Here is an 18,613-nt window from a genome sequence, read left to right as displayed (position 1 = left end):
AATGCCTATATACAACAAACTAGTTCGTGACCGCATTCCTGAAATTATTGAAAGAACAGGTAAGAAGTATGAAACAAAAATTCTTGACCAGTCAGAATTTATCAAAGAACTCAAGAAAAAGAGCTTTGAAGAGCTGGAAGAATATATAAACGCGAAGAATCATGAAGAGGCGCTGGAGGAATTAGCTGATTTGCTTGAGATTATTCATACACTCGCCGAAACCCACGATGCATCGATTGAGAAGGTAGAAGAACTGAGAAAACATAAAGCTGAAAAACGGGGAGGCTTTAAGGAGAAGATCTTTTTAAACGAGGTCGAAGAATAAGCAGTAAACAGGAGCCTCTCTGGAGCATCAGTTCTTAATGGTTGTCATTTTTGGGGATGGTATGAGAGTTTGTGTTATAAAAGAGAACAGAATCCTTTTCAGTGAACCAGGAAGATCTTTGAATACCTGATGCATTATCAATTTGAACAAGAGGGAGAAAGAAGACAGTGAAAAGAGTTTCTAGAGAAGAAATCAGAAAGAACCCCGATAAGTTTGCTAATGAGCTACTGAAGAGAATTAATAATAGAGGGAAGCCGGAACTTAAGCTGATTATCGGCGGGAAGAAATAAGAAATTATTATGGATTACAGATAAACTGGTTATCAATATTCTATGATTAAAAGACACTTTTGAGGAATGTCTTTTAATCATAATGTATGTATTCATATAGGGTTAATTATGTTATTAAATGATAAAATATGCAGTTGTATCACCTTGAAACAGAGGTATTGCATGAAATCCTAATAGCTATGGATTCTATTAAACGTTGTTGTAAAACATATACTTAATATAAACACTTTACAGATAGTATTAACTATGTTAAATTCTATTTATCGAATGATTCTGAAATTTCAAAAAGATGGTGTGAGTAAATGAGTTGGACTGCTGGCCCATTTAAACAGGAACTTATCAAGGATTATAATAATATCAACCTTCTTTTGTTTAACATTGGTGTCAAAAGTCAAAGAGTCGAGTTTTTGGGGGATAAGATATTAATTTTCGCCTATCATAAGAGAATTCCATCTCTTAAGCATTTGGACGAGATTAATCGCTTTGTAATCCGAATGACTGACATTGCCATCATAGATAGTTATAAGGAACATTTAAGGAAAGTCCTTGAAGAAAAATACGGGATGAAGGTACTTTCTATTTTGAAGGATTATGATCCCATTACTGAACTTTCAGGTACTATCATTACCCTGGATCGGGATACAAGTGCCTATATTTCCAGGTAACTAAATACTGGTGACTGGTCCATTGAACTCTTTAGAGTGCATAAAAACCGTCAGTACAAGCTTTCAGACTAGCGTCTGTTTGATTTGTGCTGACGGTTTTTTTTATAAAAAAATAGAGGAGGCAACAACATTATGAAAACAGTAGAAGATGTATTGATTGCGCTGGATGAGCTAACAGGAGGAAGAGTGATTAAATCTTTAAATGACATTACGAGAGGTGAGCACCCCTTTGTCATCATGAAGTCTTCCAACATTCCCGGGAAAGAGATCATTGAAACGCCTGGTCTTGTCTATGGTGATATGAAAAAAGAAGTGAAAAAAATAGCCGTTGCTATGACAATGACAGAAGGATGCATCGAACTTGCCGGCGCTACTGATGTCGATGCCATTGTTGCTCATCATCCGATCGCTGAAGCGGCTAATTCAGGTGGGGTAATTTTGAAAAACTATCTGGATTTATATAATGTAGCTGCATTTGAATTACATGAAGCTTTCCATGGATTACATCCTGGCATCCCTTTTTTGCACGGCCATCATGTATACAGGACAGAAGTTTCTTATGGAGGCGTACACGGAAATATTTTATATGTGGGAAAAGTACGTCCAGAGGTAAACACACTCGGAGATATTTTAAACCGGTTGGATAATTTTATGGGTCTAGAGGACGAAGAGGCTCTATTACATACAGAAAAAGAAATACGCAATAGTTCATCTATGATTGAAACAAGCACAGTGACACGTGGGCGAATCGTTTGTGGAGAAGAAACCAGCCCTGTGAACAATATTGTCCACATTTTTCCGCATACGGGATTTTCCCCTGATCATTTACGTCAAGTCATCAAAGAGCACCCGGAAGCTGATACTGTTCTCGCTTCGATTAGCCGGGTTTATGATGGTCATCCTCTTATTGAAACGGCTAAGGAATTAGGACTTAATTTTATTATTGGAAACTGCCATGTGTTAGAAATACTCGAAAATGGTTTACCTTTAGCTTATGCCTTGGACATACTGCTGCCTGGTGTAGAGGTTGTTGTTTTTCGAGAGCGGGTGACAAGCATATCTCTAAATGAAATGGGATCTCCTCAATTAAAGGAATATGCAGAAGAAATGGCAACTGGTTATCTTTTGAAAAAAACGGCGGTCAATACACTATAAAAAAAGGAGTGCAGGTAGATGAGTGAGGTTAAATCGTTAGTACAAAAAAAATTAGAAATAGAAGAGAACAGTGCCCCGATTCCTTTAACTAGAAGATGGACCCGAATTGAAGTAGTAGGTCTTGGCTTAGTCATAATCTCACTTTTAGTATTGCTGCTCACGCCTGGAACATTAGCTGGTTTATTTACTTCCATTGTCGATAACGTTTTCCCCATTATCGTAGAGGTATTTTTAACCGGCACTGTTGGAGTTTCAATTATGGTTAGTGTCATTATTGGCCGGGTACTGGAAAGGCTTGGGTTTACTGATGCTTTGATTCGGATCTTTATCCCTGTTACAAAGCTGATGAAAGTGAATTCGGCTGTTATCATTCCAAGTATATATAATATTCTTGGTGATATTAATGCTGCCGGAAAAATTGCCGGACCGATTTTAATCCGTTCGGGAGCAACAAAAGCAGAGCAAAAAATAGCGGTAGCAACCATGGTTCAATCGCAGCAATCCTTTGCTACATTCATGTTAGGTATGGTTGCTTTAACCGCTGTTGGAGCTAATGCCTTTGTCGTTGTTGTGTTAGCGGTTTTTATGCCTGTCATTGTTGTCCCGTTCCTGCTTTCTAAAACCATTTACCGGGATACGAAAGCTGTCCAAATTGCAAAGCTCCCTCAATTTACGCCGAAGACAGGCTTTTTACCCACTCTGTTTAATGCAGCCAGGGAGGGAGCAGAGCTTTTATTCCTTCTCATTATTCCGGCTGCAGCTGTCGTGTTTGCTGCTATTGGTGTTCTGGACTACATCGGAATTTGGTCAAAATTTGAATCCGGCTTATCAGCAGTATTGTTAACTCTAAATATTCATCCTGAGACAGGTATTCTTTCCATATTGGCTAGCCCGACGCTGGCCATGGCCCAATTATCAGAAGTTGCTGGTTCTTTGGATCCGCGATTGGTCATTGGATCATTTGTTTTAGCTTCATCTGGTCTGCCTTTGTCTACTATCTTTGGTCAAGTTCCGGTTATATGGGCAGCTAATTCTGACCTTAGTGAAAAGGAGGCAATGGGAGCGGCTGTACTAGGAATCGTTATGCGTATATTGACAGCCTTTTTGATTGTTTATTTCTTAACGCCGATATTAGTTTAATGCTCGGAGCGAAGGTGAAAAAGTTGCTTTAAGGCAGTCCTTGCTTTTAAGAACTATATTTTACCCAGTATAAAAGAAAGATCGATAAAATATTTATCTTGAGGGATCCTTTCAAATGATTGGGGATCCAGGTGGAGCTCTGTTTTTCTTAAAAGATTGTTTTCCTTGCTCCATAAGAACAGAACGGCTGTTTGATTAATGGGTTCCATTATCCCTTTCATCGGCGCAAGAAGTTCAATCTTAAGATCATCCAGGGGAAAGTCAGGCCGGCAAATAAGCTTACAAGGTGCTGTTTGTAAGGGTTCATAGTGATTTATTGTATGATCAGACAAATGATGAATCCTCCCGGTAGCTGCAATTCTTTTATCAGGGAGAATCAGTCCAGATTCGTTATAGATATCTCTTCCGATGGAGGAAGGGATCTTTTTTTTGTTCCATAAAATGGACATCGAAAAAGTGTGGCCAGGCAAAATCGTCCATGCTCTTTTGGCTATCAGTTCAAATCCGATAAAGGACATGGCTATCCCTCTTTCCTGTTGCTCAATACTGATGTTTATGCTCGAGAAAGAAAAAATATCTGCTATGTCTCCATCAATTCTTTATGATAGCTATTACTCACGAACCCTCTTTTTGTTGAGAACGGGCCTGTAAAGATGTATGTTTACCAACTAATCAAAAGCAGCAATCCATTAGAAAACAGCCTTCATAAAAAATAATTTAGCTTTCTGCAGCATGCAAAAAAGTATGCTGTTTTTCTTTTCCTACCCAGCCGATTTTTTGTGCACCCTCCTTGTTATGATTGATATGTACCAAATAATTGGTAAGAAAATGGAAGGGGAGTTATATTTTGTATTTGATGAAATCGTTTATCCTGACGCGATGGATGAGGCAGGGGACGAATCCTAATAGAAAAGAAATGGCGTGCCTAATAATAAACAAATAAACTTAGGGACAGTTCCGGCGATTCACCCTGATACGCCGGAACCGTCCCTGTGTTTTTCATATAAGCCAAATCTGGATACAATTCTCCAGCAAAATTTCCGAACTTAGGCGCTAAAAATTTGCACAATGAAAGAATTGCAATTCCTATAAGAATAATCGCTAATTTTAAAAACAATGTGGATGCATTTTTCATTTTTAAAATACATCTTTTTTATTTTTGTCTAGGAAATTTTTTAATGGCTTTTGAAGTACATCCATAGTGCCTACGATGATACTTGTTGCCAAAATGCCCATTAGACTTAGTGAAATTGGACCTGCTGCATCGTCACCTGTAACTTTTACAAGCACCTTTAAGCTTACTATTCCTAACAGAATGAGGAAAATGACTGTAAAAGCACATTTTTTTATAACATTTAAAGATTTAAGTGATAACTCGGAGAAAGCATTGTTCCTTTCGATATAAGTTAATAGTTTAAATGCTTGGTATAACGCAACGGAAAACGTGATACAGAATCCATATGCACATACTAAAAAGGGGATTAGGAAATAAGCCGTATCTGGATGTACCTTTGCATCTTTAATGGCTATCTCAGGTAACCAAAAGATACACAAAGCAAATACCGCAATTCCAATCAGAAAAATAATTACTTTTAAGAAAGTGGTTGAACCTAGTTTAACACTCATTTAAAGCACCTCACTGATTTAATAATAAAATGACTATAACACAACGATTTATCGATTTACAATAAATTAATATTGTTTTATATTATTTGTTGTTATTGATATTTTTTTCTAAATGCAGTATTAAAAAATATGAAATGGGAGTGGTTAGCTAGTCTCCTTGGACTAATGAGGTGCATTTAAGTGGAGAAGGGGACTATATTCTCACTGCCTGAGAAGGAAAAAGTGCTGGATCATTTCTGAAAATGATATAAAAGCGCGGTCCCTGTGTTTTCATAAATAGTTCTTGTTGTTGCATGAATGATTAATATGTGATTAAATTATTATGTAAATCGTAACAATTACGATTTCTTGTGTGAATGAGGTAAATTTTTCATCGCAAAATTAGAAGAACGAATTAGAGCCAAGGCTTATAGAGGAACAGACTATTCTTAAGAAATAGAGTCAAACAGAAGGAGATTGAAGGATGACAGAATTCTGGGAATCAAATTTTATAGAAAAGCAGACGATGTGGGGATTTGAACCTTCAGACTCAGCAATCCAGACTAAGGACTTTTTCCTTGAAAAGAAAGTAAAGGATATTTTAATTCCTGGTTTTGGATATGGCAGAAATGCGAAGGTTTTTATTGAGAATGGAATAGATGTAACAGGAATTGAGATTTCAAAAACAGCGATTGAATTGGCAAGAGATAATGGGCTTAATATGGATATTTATCATGGTTCCGTAACTGATATGCCTTTTGATGACAAGCTTTATGCTGGGATATTTTGTTATGCACTTATTCACTTATTGAATAAGAGTGAAAGAGAGAAGTTCATTCACTCTTGCTATAATCAGTTAAAGCCAGACGGATATATGATTTTTACTGCGATTTCAAAAGAAGCCCCAATGTATGGAAAGGGTAAACAATTAGGTAAAGACTATTTTGAGATCATGGAAGGTGTAAAAATGTTTTTCTATGATTCCGACTCAATTAAACAGGAATTTGGAAAATATGGACTGATCGAAATCTCGGAAATTGTGGAGCCGCATAAGGATAATGAAACGAAACCTCCATTTAAATTTACAATGGTAAAATGTCAGAAAAAATGATAAGCCTTGTTAAAAAAGCCCTAGGATTTCCCCATTAAACCTAAATGCCCGCCTTAATAAAGGCAGGCATTTTTTTAGAAAATGAAACATGCCTATCATCTGCAGAAGGGGCGAAATGTAACTTTTATCGTTTATAATTAACACTTTTTTCAATCTTAATCTTAACATCAATATTTTCAATAGACGTTAAATCAAATGATTTTATTTCAGCAGCATCCCATTCATTAAGATGATATCGATAAGCTTTTTCACTAATATTTAGTAAATCAGCCTTTACTTCATCGCCCATCTCCAGCGTTTTTTGGATATCACTTTTTACCTTCTTGCTTAATTCTTTTTCAATTTTATCTATGCCTATATTGTCTTCATTTTGAATTAATTCTGCTCGTCCTCTTACCATTAACTCATAAGTGGGTTTATTTCCTTTTAAAACTCTAATGACTTTATTGGGTTTTATGATTAAGACGCTTACTTTTTCATCAAATAGAGTAAGGGGGATGATGGTGGCCTCATTTGAGGTCCATTTAATGCCAGATAAATCGTTTTTATCGATCCATCCTTTGTTTTCCTGGTTGGAAATGACAAAACCTCCGGTAATAGCAGGAATTTGTTTGGAATCTTTCCCCTCAGAATAATGAGTTTGATTTATTTCTATGCCAGGAATAATAAACGACCCAACCGGCTCGTAATAGGTTGCGATAAATTTATTGTACCTTTGCACAGGTATGATAAAGTTATTTCGGTTCAAAACTTCCGGGTTATAGATGACTGTATATAAAGATGGATAATTAAAAAAGCTTTCACTATTAAAAACGTCTTTAATAGCTTGAGTGGTTCCAAAGAAATTGGAATTGTATCTCAGGAAAGGGTCCTGACCAATATATTCAATGACAGATTTTACTTTTTCCTTAATCGCATTTTCACTTAGAAGAATGGTTTCTGCATGACCGAAATAAAGAGGGTAGGCTGCTTTTTGTTCTAACTTGCTAATGGCTGCCTGAATGGTTTTTCCTTTAGATTCCCCAATAAAAACAGGGACAGATTCCTGCAAAGAAGAAGCACCTTCTTGCTTAGCGATATTGGCAAAATTCATAGCTTGGATATAAACTGTAAATTCATCTTTATCGTAATCAATTCCTATGCCAGTAACATAAATTTGGCTCTGAATTTCTTTCTTGCCCCAGCACCCCGTCAATGTAAAAAGTAATCCAATGATCATCAACATCAACAAAATCTTTTTCATACTTTACTCCTTTTGACTATCATTACCGAAGAGTTTGTTTGCTCGATTTTTTCTGGTCACAAGCTGAAAAGGCTGCCTGATGCTGCACTTGATTCGATCAGCTAAATTAGGTTTGATTAGGTAAGATATATAAGGCTGACCAAAGCTTTCTAAGGAAACAACCCATGTCAGGATAAGAAACAGGGAAATAAAAAAGCCGTACAAACCAAAAATGGAAGAAATGATTAAAACAAAATATCGCAGGATAACGATATTGCCGGAAATGTTTTGATTTACAAGGGTATAGCCTGAAATGACGGTTATGGCGATAATGACCAGACAGGAAGGAGAAGTCAATCCGGCCCGAATAGCGGCATCGCCGATAAATAATCCGCCTAAGACAGCGACAGTCTGTCCAACTGCTTTTGGAAGGCGTACCCCAGCTTCTTTAAATAACTCGAATAAAACAAGCATGATAAATGTTTCAACAGCGGCTGATAAAGGCAGCCCTATTCTGGATACAGCTATCGTTGCGATTAGTGGATAAGGAATTTGGTCCAGCTGAAAAGCGATTAATGAGATATAAAACCCGGGTAAAAAAATCGTAGTAAAGAAGGCCATTAGCCTTAAGATCCGTATAATACTTATGTAAAAAAAACTATCGTGAAGATCTTCAGGAGAATACAGCAAATGATTAAAAGTAATGGGGCCAACCAAACAGTTCGGGTTTCCGTCCACTAAAATGACAAATTTCCCTTGCGTTAATGAATAAACTGCGAAATCAGGTCTGCCGGAGTTGTCCATTAAGGGAAACAGGGAGAATGTTTTATCATACAATAGTTCTTCAATCTCGACGGTGCTTGCCACAATATCAATCTTAATGGCATCCAATCTTTTTTTTGCTTCTTCAAGGACGGTTGAATTTATTTTATCATCCAGATAAAGTAAGATCATTTTTGTCCTGCTGACTTCGCCGACCGAGTATTCGATACTTTTTAGTGAGGATGTTTTTAGCCTTTGTCGGATTAATGCCATATTATCCGAAATGTTTTCAACCAATCCATCTCTTGGCCCACGAATGGAGGTTTCAATGTTGGACTCCTCTGGACTTCTTTTGGGAAAATTGGATACTGATAAAAAGAAGATTTCATTCGTTTCGTTATTAAAAATAAGCAGATCACCTGAAAAAAGCTTTTGCTCTATCTCCGTCTTATTATGATCCTGCTCTTCAAGCTGATTTACCTCTAAGAGATTTAACAAATCATTTATGTTCAGCTGTCCGTTCTCTTCCATGACCTTCTTTATGGTTGGGAAAATCACTTCGTTCATATATTTTATATCCGCTAAATTAGGACAATACAGAAAAACTAGGGAATGGGTCATTTTGCTTTCCGGATAGTTTTTTTCCTTAATCACAACATCAGCTGAATCCTTAAACCATTCTTTTAATTGATCAGCTTTTTGCGTTTGAACTTTTCTCATGTCTATCACCCCCTAATTTTATTAATAGTAGGACAAATAATAGTGCACAAACTTGAAAAATGAGGCTATAAGGAAAAAAATATGTTTGCAGAAAATAAAAGAAGGACGTTGAATCCCAATTCACACATGCACTTACAATTAATAGGAGATACAGGATGGGGAGGACCCACTTTCTCTTCTTTTTGAACGATAATAATTTATTTGCAATAAATAATGACAAGCTTATCCGAACAAATGCACCTGATAGCCATTGGAAGATTGAAAGGAAATCAAGACGTGTAAATTGGTTACCTATTTTTAATAACCTCCACTGCTCATAAGCTGGATTTCTCATTTTTGCTGCTTCCTCTACGCCAAATTCCGAAATAGCTCCTATTAATGGACCAAATGTTAACAGGGTAAGTATGACTCCAACTAATACAACCCACTTCATCTTGAGTTTGTCTTTAAGGAATGGTGTCAAAAACAAAATGGTCGTCATATCAAACAGGCCAGCACAAGAATAGAATATTCCTTCAAATAAATCCTGAATGCCATCCTCATAGAGGGGAAATAGCAATTCGTAATTCTTGTTTGGAATATTCCCTGCCGCGACAAAAAAGCCAAAAAATGAAACAAGCGGAAGGATAAGCATAGCAATGGTGCTTATCGTCCTGATTCCTTTAGAAGATGAATAAAAACAAACAAGTGAGAAAAGGATGATAATCATCAAATTTGGGACTTCAAAAGAGTAATTTCCTTTCGCCCAAAAAAAAGTAAACTTAAGGGTTATAAAAGCTGAAAATAAGAAATAAAGTCCAAACAAAAAGGCAAAAATGGAATAAATCCATGAAGGTGACCCTTTTCTCTTCATGAAAGTGATCAGATCATTTTGATGATCCATTTTTTTATATATGTAAAAAATGATCATGCTCCAAAGAATGATTGGCAATAAACTAAAAAGAACACTTAACCAAGAGTCCCTTTTAGACGTTGATAATAGGATCGGGAGAATGAGAACATGCACCAGAAATCCTGTAGAAATGATTTGTAAAATATATATATGAAAAGATTGAATTACCTTTTGATTCATTCGATCACCTATGACTTCTTTTATGACTGCTCAAATAGTTTTAACCTCGCTTTGGTAATTTATGTACACACGTTTTTGAGTGACTTTTTCAACTAAAGTCATAGAAGATGCACTGCTCACAGTTTTAGACAGAAAAAGAATCGATTCAGGTACTCCAGATATAGGTACATCTGTAACTATAAAGTGTTCTAAAAAAACAAAACCAGTGTGAGTCGGTTGAATACCGACTCACACTGGCTGTATAGCCTTATTTAGGGAATCTGTACTTGAAAGGGATGTCCACACCCACACACTAGATGCTGTTAAGTAATTTCTTTTATTAACATTTCTTACATAGCCAGAGTCAACGGCCAATAATAAAACACAAACGTAAGTATAATTATAGCTATCCCGCTTCCTATTAAAATCGAAGGATATCTTTTCGTTATCCTCATCTCTTCCTTTTCATTATCTTCTAATGGACGAGTCAAAATATTTTCCTGAAAATTTCGTTCTTCTATGGATATATCGCCGAATTTGGATCCGAGATATAAAGCAAGTAAACTTAGAATCACACCAATTATGACAGGGTTAAAATAGACTGGAAGAACGACTCCGAATTTTTTCACCGTTTCTCCGAGTACAACACCTAAAAATCCAGCTATAATACTCCATAGTGCACCTGTTTTGGTTACTTTTTTCGAGAAGACACTTGCAAATGCGACGGGTCCCCACGAAGCCGCAAATAGGGTGGCTGCGAAATAGCCAATCCACATGATGGACGGCGGCTGCCAAAGCCCGATTAGTAAGATGACAATACTGGTGATAATCATGGAAATTCGGCTTATGCGAAGCAGTTTTTGGTCTGAGTATTTTTTATTCCTGGATTGTTCCATTATATCTCTGGTAATGCTGCTGCCAATTAGTTGAAGGAAGCTTGCACAGGATGATAAGGCTGCAGCCATGATGCCACTCACGATGATAATCCCCAACCATTTCGGCACCATATTCATGGCAGCCCAGATAAATACTTTTTCAGTCGGATTTATATCCGCTTTAACTGTTGTAATAGTTGAAATACTGAGATGAAGGAAGAGGTAAATCGCTATAATGGAAACCGTTGCCAAAACACCAGATCGTATAGCTACATGTTCATTCTTAGCCATTAAGTAACGGCTGCTTTGCCAAGGGCTAATGGCAATGACAGCTGACCACACTAACCCTAATATGATGGCCCAAATCAATGCTTCCCATGGTTCACCCATATAAGCGTTTGGACCCGTGATGCCATGCCAGCTTAATAAATCTGGCCGCTCCGGATTGGTGGCTGCTTTCACAATCGCCTCCGGGAATCCCCCGGCATTGTTAATGATAAAAGGGAAGGAAATATAAGTAGCTAATGAAAACAGGAAAAACATAATGGTGTCATTCACCATAACCCCTTTTGCTCCAGACAGAATGGTGAAGGAAGCATAGACGAGCCACATAATGAGTAAAGCGACGGTGTATGAGACGCCTGAGATTTCAGATAGAAGCAAAGCGCCTCCCTGGGTTACAGCCACTAAATATGCCGTTATGCCAAGGATCGTTGTAATCGCAGCAGCCATCCGCACTTTATTAGATTGAAAGCGGTTACCAAAATATTCAGGAACCGTTAACGATTTGCTTCTTCGCAGGTACCGTCCAAAAAAGAAGACCCCAATAACATAACCAGTTGCATTGAATATAACCAGGATCAGCAGAAGAATAGGATAGCCTTCATACGAAAATCCCGCTTCTCCCATGAAGGAAACAGTACTCAAAAACGAAGCAACGAGCATTCCCGTAACCATTAAGGTAGATCCTTGTCTTCCGGATACATAATATTCCTCAGAGGTTTTTACTTTTTTAGATAGGACAATTCCGATAAGGACATACAGAATAAATGAAACAATAATACCAATGGTAAAAATCAATTACATCCCCACCTTTTCTTCCTTTATTTCTGTGTGTTTGGAAACGATATCTGCTTCCATTTTTCGAACGAAAACCTTTGTAATAAAGCCTAGAACGATTAGTGACCCTCCATAGCCAAAAGAAAATAGTAATTCACCCATTCATTTCACTCCCTTTCATCTATTTACTCAATCAAATACAATGCAAATTCCATGCCAATTCTAAAAATTCTGTTAATTTATGATTCATTGGTCTTAATTTGGGCCAATTGGTATTTATGGAGCTTCCGCATGATGGTCGTTTGATTCACACCAAGGGCTTTGGCTATTTTCCTTGTTGATCTGTATTTCGTTAATGCATAGGAAAGGATTTGTTTTTCTGTTTCTTCAACCGCTTGTTTTAAAGGCATCAGATGAGTGCGGGAGTTAAACTCGTGGTGAGTATGCTGATTCATAGCTAATGGCAAATCTTCGACGTTTATCATTTGTTTTTGAGCTGTGACAACTATTTGTTCAATAAAATTTTCTAATTCCCTTACATTCCCGCGCCATTCCTGCAGTTGTATTAATAGTTTTGCATTTAGGTCCAATTCAACATACTGGCCGTATTTTCTGTTGAATTGATCAAGGAAATAATCGGTTAATAATAAGATATCCTGCTTGCGATCCCGTAAAGGAGGAATGCGGAGAGGGACAACGTGCAAACGGTAATACAGATCCTGGCGGAATGTTTTCTCTTCTATCATCTGAAGGAGATCTTTATTAGTCGCAGATATGATCCTGATATCGACTCTCTTTTCTGCTGTACCGCCCACTTTTTTGTACGTTTTGTCCTGAACCAAATGCAAGATCTTAACCTGCAGTTCCAGTGGCATTTCCCCAATTTCATCTAAAAAAAGGGTACCGCCGTCAGCCATCTCAACCATCCCGGCCTTTCCGCGTTTGTTTGCACCTGTAAAGGCTCCCGCTTCATAGCCAAATAATTCTGATTCGATTAAGCTTTCAGGAATCGCACCGCAGTTCACTTGAATAAACGGCTTTGCCTTTCTCGGACTATGCTCGTGAATCATTCTGGCTAAGACTCCTTTCCCGACACCGGATTCACCATGAATAAAGACGGAAGAATCCAAAGGAGCTATTTTTTCCGCTAATCTCAATGCGGAAATCATATTTGCTGACTGCGTAATAAACCTTTTATCTCCGATCGTATGCTGAATGACGGGTTGTATTTCCTGCTGTATGGATTGGCTTTCTAACAACTTTCTTTTCATTTCTGCAAGCTCTGATATGTCCCGGGAATTGGTCACAATTCGATATAACTTTCCTTCGTCATCGTATACGGGTTTGGCGGTTGCCAGAACGGTCTTTCCATTCGGATATTTTTGCTCAGCTGTTTGAACCGTTAGTGTTTTCATCGTTTTCAATGTGACCGAATCTTTGATGATTCCCTTATGTACCAGCTCCCGGATATTTTTATGCGTATAAGCTTCAGGAGGAAGTCCGGTAAAATGTTTGCAGGAATCACTGACAAATAAAACATTTCCCTCTGCGTCTGTTACAAAAATTTCATCATAAGAAGAATTAAGGATTTGTTTCAGATCTCTATTTTTTCTGAGTGCTCGATCCAATTCCTCTTGCAGAGATTGATTGATATTCATCAGCCCATTTATTTTCTGCGAATAGTGCCATGCCGTTAGTTCATTTGCGGTATAGCAGAAAAAGTGATGGTCTTCTTGCACGACAAAATAATCATATTTCTGGGGATCCTCTTCCGCTGTGTCAGACAGTGATGGAATGCTTAAGAAGCGGAAGTTCGTGCATGTTTTGATTGCTTCATTTCCTCCTTCTGCTGCTTTTCTCCAAAAACGTTCTTTGTCCAAGACACCCATTATTCTAAAATCCTTATCTACAATTACAATGGGGTGCTTTTGAAAAGGGAGCCATTTTTCCAATTCTTTTATTTGGACATGATCTAAAACAGGTACTGCTTTATTTTTATGATCAATCATTTTTGCACTTCCTTTTATAAAAATTTGAACACATTTTGCATCGGAAAGACTTATGTATTTCTTGAATGATGAATTTAAACTTAGATGCGGCAAGTGCTGAATAGACATGAACCTTTTTTGCAACAGTTGATGCAAAAAAGGTTCGTTCTCTAGATTATTGTATAACATTATTTATGTGAAAATTAAGAATTTTATTTAAATGATGCATTTTTACCAATTTACCTGAAAGGAACAGGATTGGAAAATGTTTGGCATGATTTTTGCTTGTTATATAATTAAAAGCTTTCGAAGGAGTGTTAAATCATGTCACAATTTAAGCACTTATTTAGCCCGGTATCGATTGGAAATACGGAATTAAACAATAGAATCTTAAGTACAGCCCATCAAACCAATCATGTAATCGACGGAATTCCAACCCCTGATATGACAGCCTACCATGTTGAAAGGGCAAAAGGGGGAGCTGGATTGCTGATCCTCGAAGCTGCGGCAGTTCATCCATCGGGCATGCTGACAACGAATACAATAGCAGGATATGATGAGAAGGTCGTACCTGCTTATTTGGAATTGGCTAATGAAGTCCATTCATACGGAACAAAAGTGTTTCAGCAATTGTTTCATGGAGGAAGGGAAGTTGTCTCAAGTGAATATAAGGGAGCAGCCTGGGCTCCGTCTGCTGTTCCAAGTCTGCGATTCGGCACCATGCCAAGACCTATGAGTGTGGAAGAAATTAAAGAAGTGATTGAAGGGTTTGCGTTATCTGCGAAATTAGCAAAGGCCGGGGGACTGGATGGGGTAGAAATATGCTGTTCACACGGCTATCTCCCAGCACAGTTCTGGTCGGAGCATACCAATCTTCGCACGGATGAATACGGGGGAACCTTCCAAAATCGAATGAGATTTATTGTTGAAATCATGGAACGAGTGTGGGAGGAGGTAGGAGAGGATTTCACGGTCGGGATTCGAATGAGCGCAGATGAAATGACGATGGATGGTACGGATGTAAAGGATGCCGTTAAAATTGTTGAATATTTGGTGGATCGTGTCCGGGTGGACTTTATAGATGTTACTGCCGGGGATTCCAGTACATATGCAGGTTCCACCCATATTGTGCCGCCATCCCCCATTAAGCATGCTTACCTTACCCCACAAGCATTTAAAATCCGCATGGCGGGTGCCGTGCCGGTCTTTGTTGGCTCCAGAATTGTCGATCCTGTGGAAGCAGAGCAGATTATCGGAGCGGGAAAAGCGGATGTTGTGGGGATGACTCGTTCCTTAATCGTTGATCCGGAAATGCCTAATAAAGCGAAATCAGGAAACCATCAAAAAATTGATGCTTGTATCGGCTGTCTTCAAGCATGCATTGGCCATTATCATAAAGGATTGGTTATTGGCTGTGTCCAGAATCCATCAACAGGCAAAGAAAGGGAAGTTGAAGCTCTGAAGAAGGCTCCAAGAGAGAAAAAGAAAGTTCTCGTCATTGGTGCCGGTCCGGCGGGTTTAAAAGCGGCCATCACACTTGATGAATTAGGCCACGAGGTTATTTTAGCAGAAAAAGCAGAGGAAATTGGTGGTTTATTGCGTACATTAAGACGTGCTCCGATGAGACATGAACTTGCTGAAAGCATGCTTGATAACTTCACCAGAAGTCTTTCTGCAAGTAATGTAAAATTGAACCTTGGCAGCAGCATACAGCCTTCTGATATCATGAAGCTCGGCCCTGATCTGATTATCAGTGCGGTTGGTTCGAGACCCTATATTCCGAACATCCCTGGAATTAATGATCCTAGAGTCATGACGGTAGATCAATTATTCAACGATAGTAGGAAAGAAATCGGAAAAAATGTATTAGTATTTGACTTTACAGGGGATTGGCCAGCAATTGAAGCAGCAATCGACTTAGCAGAAAAAGGCCATCAGGTAACGATGATTTCTTCCAAACTTCACATTGGGGAGGAAGTCCATCAGTACTTGCGAAATGAGTACCTAAAGAAGTTGTATCAATTAAAAGTTAAAATGATCTCTCACTATGATTTAGGCGAAATAAAGGCTGACGAAGTGGTTATTCGTAACTTATTCTCCTATGAAAAAGAGAGGTTGAAAAATTGGGACTCTATTGTCCTATCGCTAGGCCGTGTGCCGAATGTGGAGTTATATGAACAAATCAAAGGATTAGCTCCAGAAGTTTATCAAATAGGAGATTGTTTGGCACCTAGAACACTGGAAGAAGCCACATATGAAGGAATGATGATTTCATTAAAACTGGGCATCCAGGATAGCCAGCTGCAAAAGGATGAAAAACCAACTATTGCGAAATAAAATGAAATCTTCATCAGCGGGGATGTTCCTGCCCTGTATTCTGCAATAAAAGGGACTGCCAAAGAGGTGCCCTCCGACGGTGCGATTAAGAATTAACTCGCCGTCGGAGGGTACCTTTATTATTTGCAGGATAGACACGATTCCTTTTCTGAAAGGTCGAATCCAATCATGAACCTATTTAACTTTATTCGCAAATTTTGTTGTTTTTTTACAAAGAAAAATAAGGTTGGTTGATTGGAGCGGAAGGTGCGAGACTCCTGCGGGAGGAGTGGGACAGGTGAGACCCCACAGGCGCTGCGCGCCGAGGAGGCTCACCGCCCGCCCCGCGGAAAGCGAGCATCCTGGAGCGGAAATCAACCTCTACACACTTTGTTTTTTAATCACAAAACCATAAAAAAACAATTTTTTAGAAAATAGCCAAATTTTAAAAAGAGCTGCCGTTTATGCGAGCAGCTCTTTCTAGTATACATTCCTCTCAAAGAAACGCCGCTCTGTCCATCCCATTGAAAGTGCTGGAACCAGGGTTTTAAGCTTTACTCTAAGCTTACTATCCATTAAAATCCAATAAACTTATAAAAATATGCTTTCAAAACCATAACAAAAAGTCTATTATAGTTATTAAAATTAAAAAAGGAGATTCATATGAACTCAGCTATTCAAGATCAACTTCAAGCATTTAGAGAAAGCCAAAAAAACAGGGGGCGCCTGCTTATCAATTGTCCCGATCAGCCGGGTATTGTGGCTGCTGTATCCCAGTTTCTGTTCCAGCATAAGGCTAATATTATCGAATCGAGTCAATATTCGACAAATCCGGAGGGTGGCACCTTTTTTATCCGAATCGAGTTTGAATGTCCTGGTTTACAGGCGAAGGAAGAAGAGATGAGAAGTCAATTTAAGGAAATCGCAGAAACCTTCTCAATGGAATGGAAACTGGCATTTGTGTATGAATTGAAGAAGACAGCTATTTTTGTATCAAAAGAACTTCATTGTTTACGTGAACTGTTATGGGAATGGCAAAGCGGTGATTTGCTTACCGACATCGCTCTTATTGTGAGCAATCACGAGGAATCAAGACAAATTGCAGAATCCATGCAAATTCCATTCTTTTACATACCTGCAAGCAAAGAAAATAGACAGGAAGTGGAAGAAAGACAGCTGCAGCTTTTAAAAGAATTTGATATTGATTTAATCATATTGGCAAGATATATGCAGATTTTGACGCCAGCCTTTGTTGAGGCTCATCCATTCAAGATCATTAATATTCATCACTCTTTCCTTCCTGCATTTGTTGGTGCAAGGCCATATGATCGAGCTTATCAGCGCGGAGTAAAGATAATTGGGGCAACGTCTCATTATGTTACAAACGATCTGGACGAAGGACCCATCATTGAACAGGATATCAAGCGTGTTGACCACCGGGATCAGATAGATGATCTAAAAAAGAGCGGACGTTCGATTGAACGGAGTGTTCTTGCCAGAGCGGTTAAATGGCATTTAGAAGACCGAATTATTGTTCATGAAAACAAAACAATTGTATTTTAAGAAAAAGGAACAGATTGCGCCGCAAAAGGAAATGCCGCTGACCTGAACAAGTAATGGCTTAATGAATGCTCCTAGACATCCCGCAAAAACGAGTGCCTGTCCCCAAGTTTTGAATAGCTTTACCGGACTAGGGGGCAGGTACTTTTTACACAGACTAAAATACTTATATTAAAGGCCTGGCTAAAGACTAATAAAAATTATCCCTGAAGCTTTACTGGGTCATATTACGAAAAATAAAAAGAAGACTTCCGAAGAAACGAAGCGTAGATTAAGTATAGAAAATTAAAGGAACTCAGTTCTTATTAATTCTATTGAAGTATAGTTCATGCTTTCCTACTTGTTTGGATAGGTATTCAATATCTCTATTCATATTCTTGGTGTTCATATCAATTCTCTTTAGGATGGAGACTGTATCATCGGTTGAGGTTTGTGCAATTGTATTCAAAGTTGTTTCTATGCGGTCAAGCTTCTGATCCATTTCTCCAAACTGTTTATCATTTTCTGCTAATTTCTGGTTAACTTCATCGAAACGGTGGTCAACCTCTACCAATTTTTGTTCGACTTTATCAAAACGCTGATCAACCTCAATGAACTTTTGATCAACTTTATCAAAGCGCTGATCAACCTCAATGAACTTTTGATCGACTTTATCAAAGCGGTGATCAACCTCAATGAACCTTTGATCGACATTATCGAAGCGGTTATTCATTTGGTTTTCAAGCTGCTGTATAGCTTTAAGTATTTGTTCCATTGTATTTCACCTCCT

18 protein-coding genes and 1 pseudogene are annotated in these 18,613 nt (G+C 38.2%); 9 read left to right on the top strand and 10 right to left on the bottom strand.

Annotated features, from left to right (window positions below; all coding sequences use genetic code 11):
* Window position 1: 1 nt before the first annotated feature.
* The 5 genes from J7I93_RS01025 (at window position 2) to J7I93_RS01010 (ending at window position 3,575) form a co-directional block, all read left to right on the top strand.
* Entirely contained in the window at window positions 2–325 is a 324-nt protein-coding gene (locus J7I93_RS01025; protein WP_214722583.1) for a nucleoside triphosphate pyrophosphohydrolase, read from the top strand.
* Window positions 326–492: 167 nt separating this feature from the next.
* Window positions 493–615, top strand: coding sequence for a hypothetical protein (locus J7I93_RS25315; RefSeq protein WP_285289052.1), 123 nt, complete (start codon window positions 493–495; stop codon window positions 613–615).
* 302 nt (window positions 616–917) lie between these two features.
* Entirely contained in the window at window positions 918–1,280 is a 363-nt protein-coding gene (locus tag J7I93_RS01020; RefSeq protein ID WP_214722582.1) for a Na-translocating system protein MpsC family protein, read from the top strand.
* 132 nt (window positions 1,281–1,412) lie between these two features.
* Entirely contained in the window at window positions 1,413–2,435 is a 1,023-nt protein-coding gene (locus J7I93_RS01015) for a Nif3-like dinuclear metal center hexameric protein (protein WP_214722581.1), read from the top strand.
* A gap of 18 nt (window positions 2,436–2,453) precedes the next feature.
* A complete protein-coding gene (locus J7I93_RS01010) occupies window positions 2,454–3,575 on the top strand; it encodes a hypothetical protein (protein WP_214722580.1) in 1,122 nt (373 codons plus the stop codon).
* Between the two features lie 53 nt (window positions 3,576–3,628).
* Here J7I93_RS01010 and J7I93_RS01005 read toward each other — a convergent pair whose 3' ends face one another.
* Window positions 3,629–4,093: a hypothetical protein gene (locus J7I93_RS01005; RefSeq protein WP_214722579.1), complete on the bottom strand. Its 465-nt coding sequence runs from the start codon at window positions 4,091–4,093 to the stop codon at window positions 3,629–3,631.
* A gap of 226 nt (window positions 4,094–4,319) precedes the next feature.
* On the opposite strand from J7I93_RS01005, the gene J7I93_RS01000 reads away from it, so the two are divergent.
* Window positions 4,320–4,481 carry a hypothetical protein gene (locus J7I93_RS01000; protein ID WP_214722578.1) on the top strand — a complete coding sequence of 54 codons (162 nt, stop codon included), beginning with the start codon at window positions 4,320–4,322 and terminating at the stop codon, window positions 4,479–4,481.
* Window positions 4,482–4,572: 91 nt separating this feature from the next.
* Here J7I93_RS01000 and J7I93_RS25025 read toward each other — a convergent pair.
* Window positions 4,573–4,710 (bottom strand): annotated as a pseudogene (locus tag J7I93_RS25025) (DUF2975 domain-containing protein); the annotation flags it as partial.
* 2 nt (window positions 4,711–4,712) lie between these two features.
* Window positions 4,713–5,201 (bottom strand): DUF2975 domain-containing protein, encoded by a 489-nt coding sequence (locus J7I93_RS00995; protein ID WP_214722577.1) that lies wholly within the window; start codon window positions 5,199–5,201, stop codon window positions 4,713–4,715.
* A 463-nt stretch (window positions 5,202–5,664) separates the two neighbouring features.
* Here J7I93_RS00995 and J7I93_RS00990 point away from each other — a divergent pair, with 463 nt between their 5' ends.
* Window positions 5,665–6,291 carry a class I SAM-dependent methyltransferase gene (locus J7I93_RS00990; protein WP_214722576.1) on the top strand — a complete coding sequence of 209 codons (627 nt, stop codon included), beginning with the start codon at window positions 5,665–5,667 and terminating at the stop codon, window positions 6,289–6,291.
* Between the two features lie 124 nt (window positions 6,292–6,415).
* On the opposite strand, the gene J7I93_RS00985 is transcribed toward J7I93_RS00990, so the two are convergent.
* The 6 genes from J7I93_RS00985 to J7I93_RS00960 all read right to left on the bottom strand — a co-directional run bounded on the left by J7I93_RS00985 (window position 6,416) and on the right by J7I93_RS00960 (window position 13,989).
* Window positions 6,416–7,534: a Ger(x)C family spore germination protein gene (locus J7I93_RS00985; RefSeq protein WP_214722575.1), complete on the bottom strand. Its 1,119-nt coding sequence runs from the start codon at window positions 7,532–7,534 to the stop codon at window positions 6,416–6,418.
* Between the two features lie 3 nt (window positions 7,535–7,537).
* Window positions 7,538–8,995 carry a spore germination protein gene (locus J7I93_RS00980; RefSeq protein ID WP_214722574.1) on the bottom strand — a complete coding sequence of 486 codons (1,458 nt, stop codon included), beginning with the start codon at window positions 8,993–8,995 and terminating at the stop codon, window positions 7,538–7,540.
* On the bottom strand, window positions 8,967–10,067 hold the full coding sequence (locus tag J7I93_RS00975; protein ID WP_214722573.1) for a GerAB/ArcD/ProY family transporter: 1,101 nt from the start codon (window positions 10,065–10,067) through the stop codon (window positions 8,967–8,969). The genes J7I93_RS00980 and J7I93_RS00975 overlap by 29 nt, the downstream gene beginning before the upstream one ends.
* 329 nt (window positions 10,068–10,396) lie before the next feature.
* Window positions 10,397–12,001, bottom strand: coding sequence for a sodium:solute symporter family protein (locus J7I93_RS00970; protein WP_214722572.1), 1,605 nt, complete (start codon window positions 11,999–12,001; stop codon window positions 10,397–10,399).
* Window positions 12,002–12,142 (bottom strand): hypothetical protein, encoded by a 141-nt coding sequence (locus J7I93_RS00965; protein WP_214722571.1) that lies wholly within the window; start codon window positions 12,140–12,142, stop codon window positions 12,002–12,004.
* A 77-nt stretch (window positions 12,143–12,219) separates the two neighbouring features.
* A complete protein-coding gene (locus J7I93_RS00960) occupies window positions 12,220–13,989 on the bottom strand; it encodes a sigma-54 interaction domain-containing protein (RefSeq protein WP_214722570.1) in 1,770 nt (589 codons plus the stop codon).
* Between the two features lie 303 nt (window positions 13,990–14,292).
* Between J7I93_RS00960 and J7I93_RS00955 the strand changes: the two genes are divergently transcribed.
* Complete coding sequence (locus J7I93_RS00955) at window positions 14,293–16,305, top strand: oxidoreductase (protein WP_214722569.1); 2,013 nt, start codon at window positions 14,293–14,295, stop codon at window positions 16,303–16,305.
* Between the two features lie 642 nt (window positions 16,306–16,947).
* Window positions 16,948–17,847, top strand: coding sequence for a formyltetrahydrofolate deformylase (gene purU, locus J7I93_RS00950; RefSeq protein ID WP_214722568.1), 900 nt, complete (start codon window positions 16,948–16,950; stop codon window positions 17,845–17,847).
* A gap of 292 nt (window positions 17,848–18,139) precedes the next feature.
* Here purU and J7I93_RS00945 read toward each other — a convergent pair whose 3' ends face one another.
* Complete coding sequence (locus J7I93_RS00945; protein ID WP_214722567.1) at window positions 18,140–18,598, bottom strand: hypothetical protein; 459 nt, start codon at window positions 18,596–18,598, stop codon at window positions 18,140–18,142.
* Between the last annotated feature and the right edge of the window lie 15 nt (window positions 18,599–18,613).

The sequence above is a fragment of the Bacillus sp. ISL-47 genome, assembly GCF_018613175.1.
Classification (GTDB): domain Bacteria; phylum Bacillota; class Bacilli; order Bacillales; family Cytobacillaceae; genus Cytobacillus.
The sequence above is the reverse complement of the archived record's forward strand: the minus strand, read 5'-3'. Positions and strand labels throughout refer to the sequence as shown.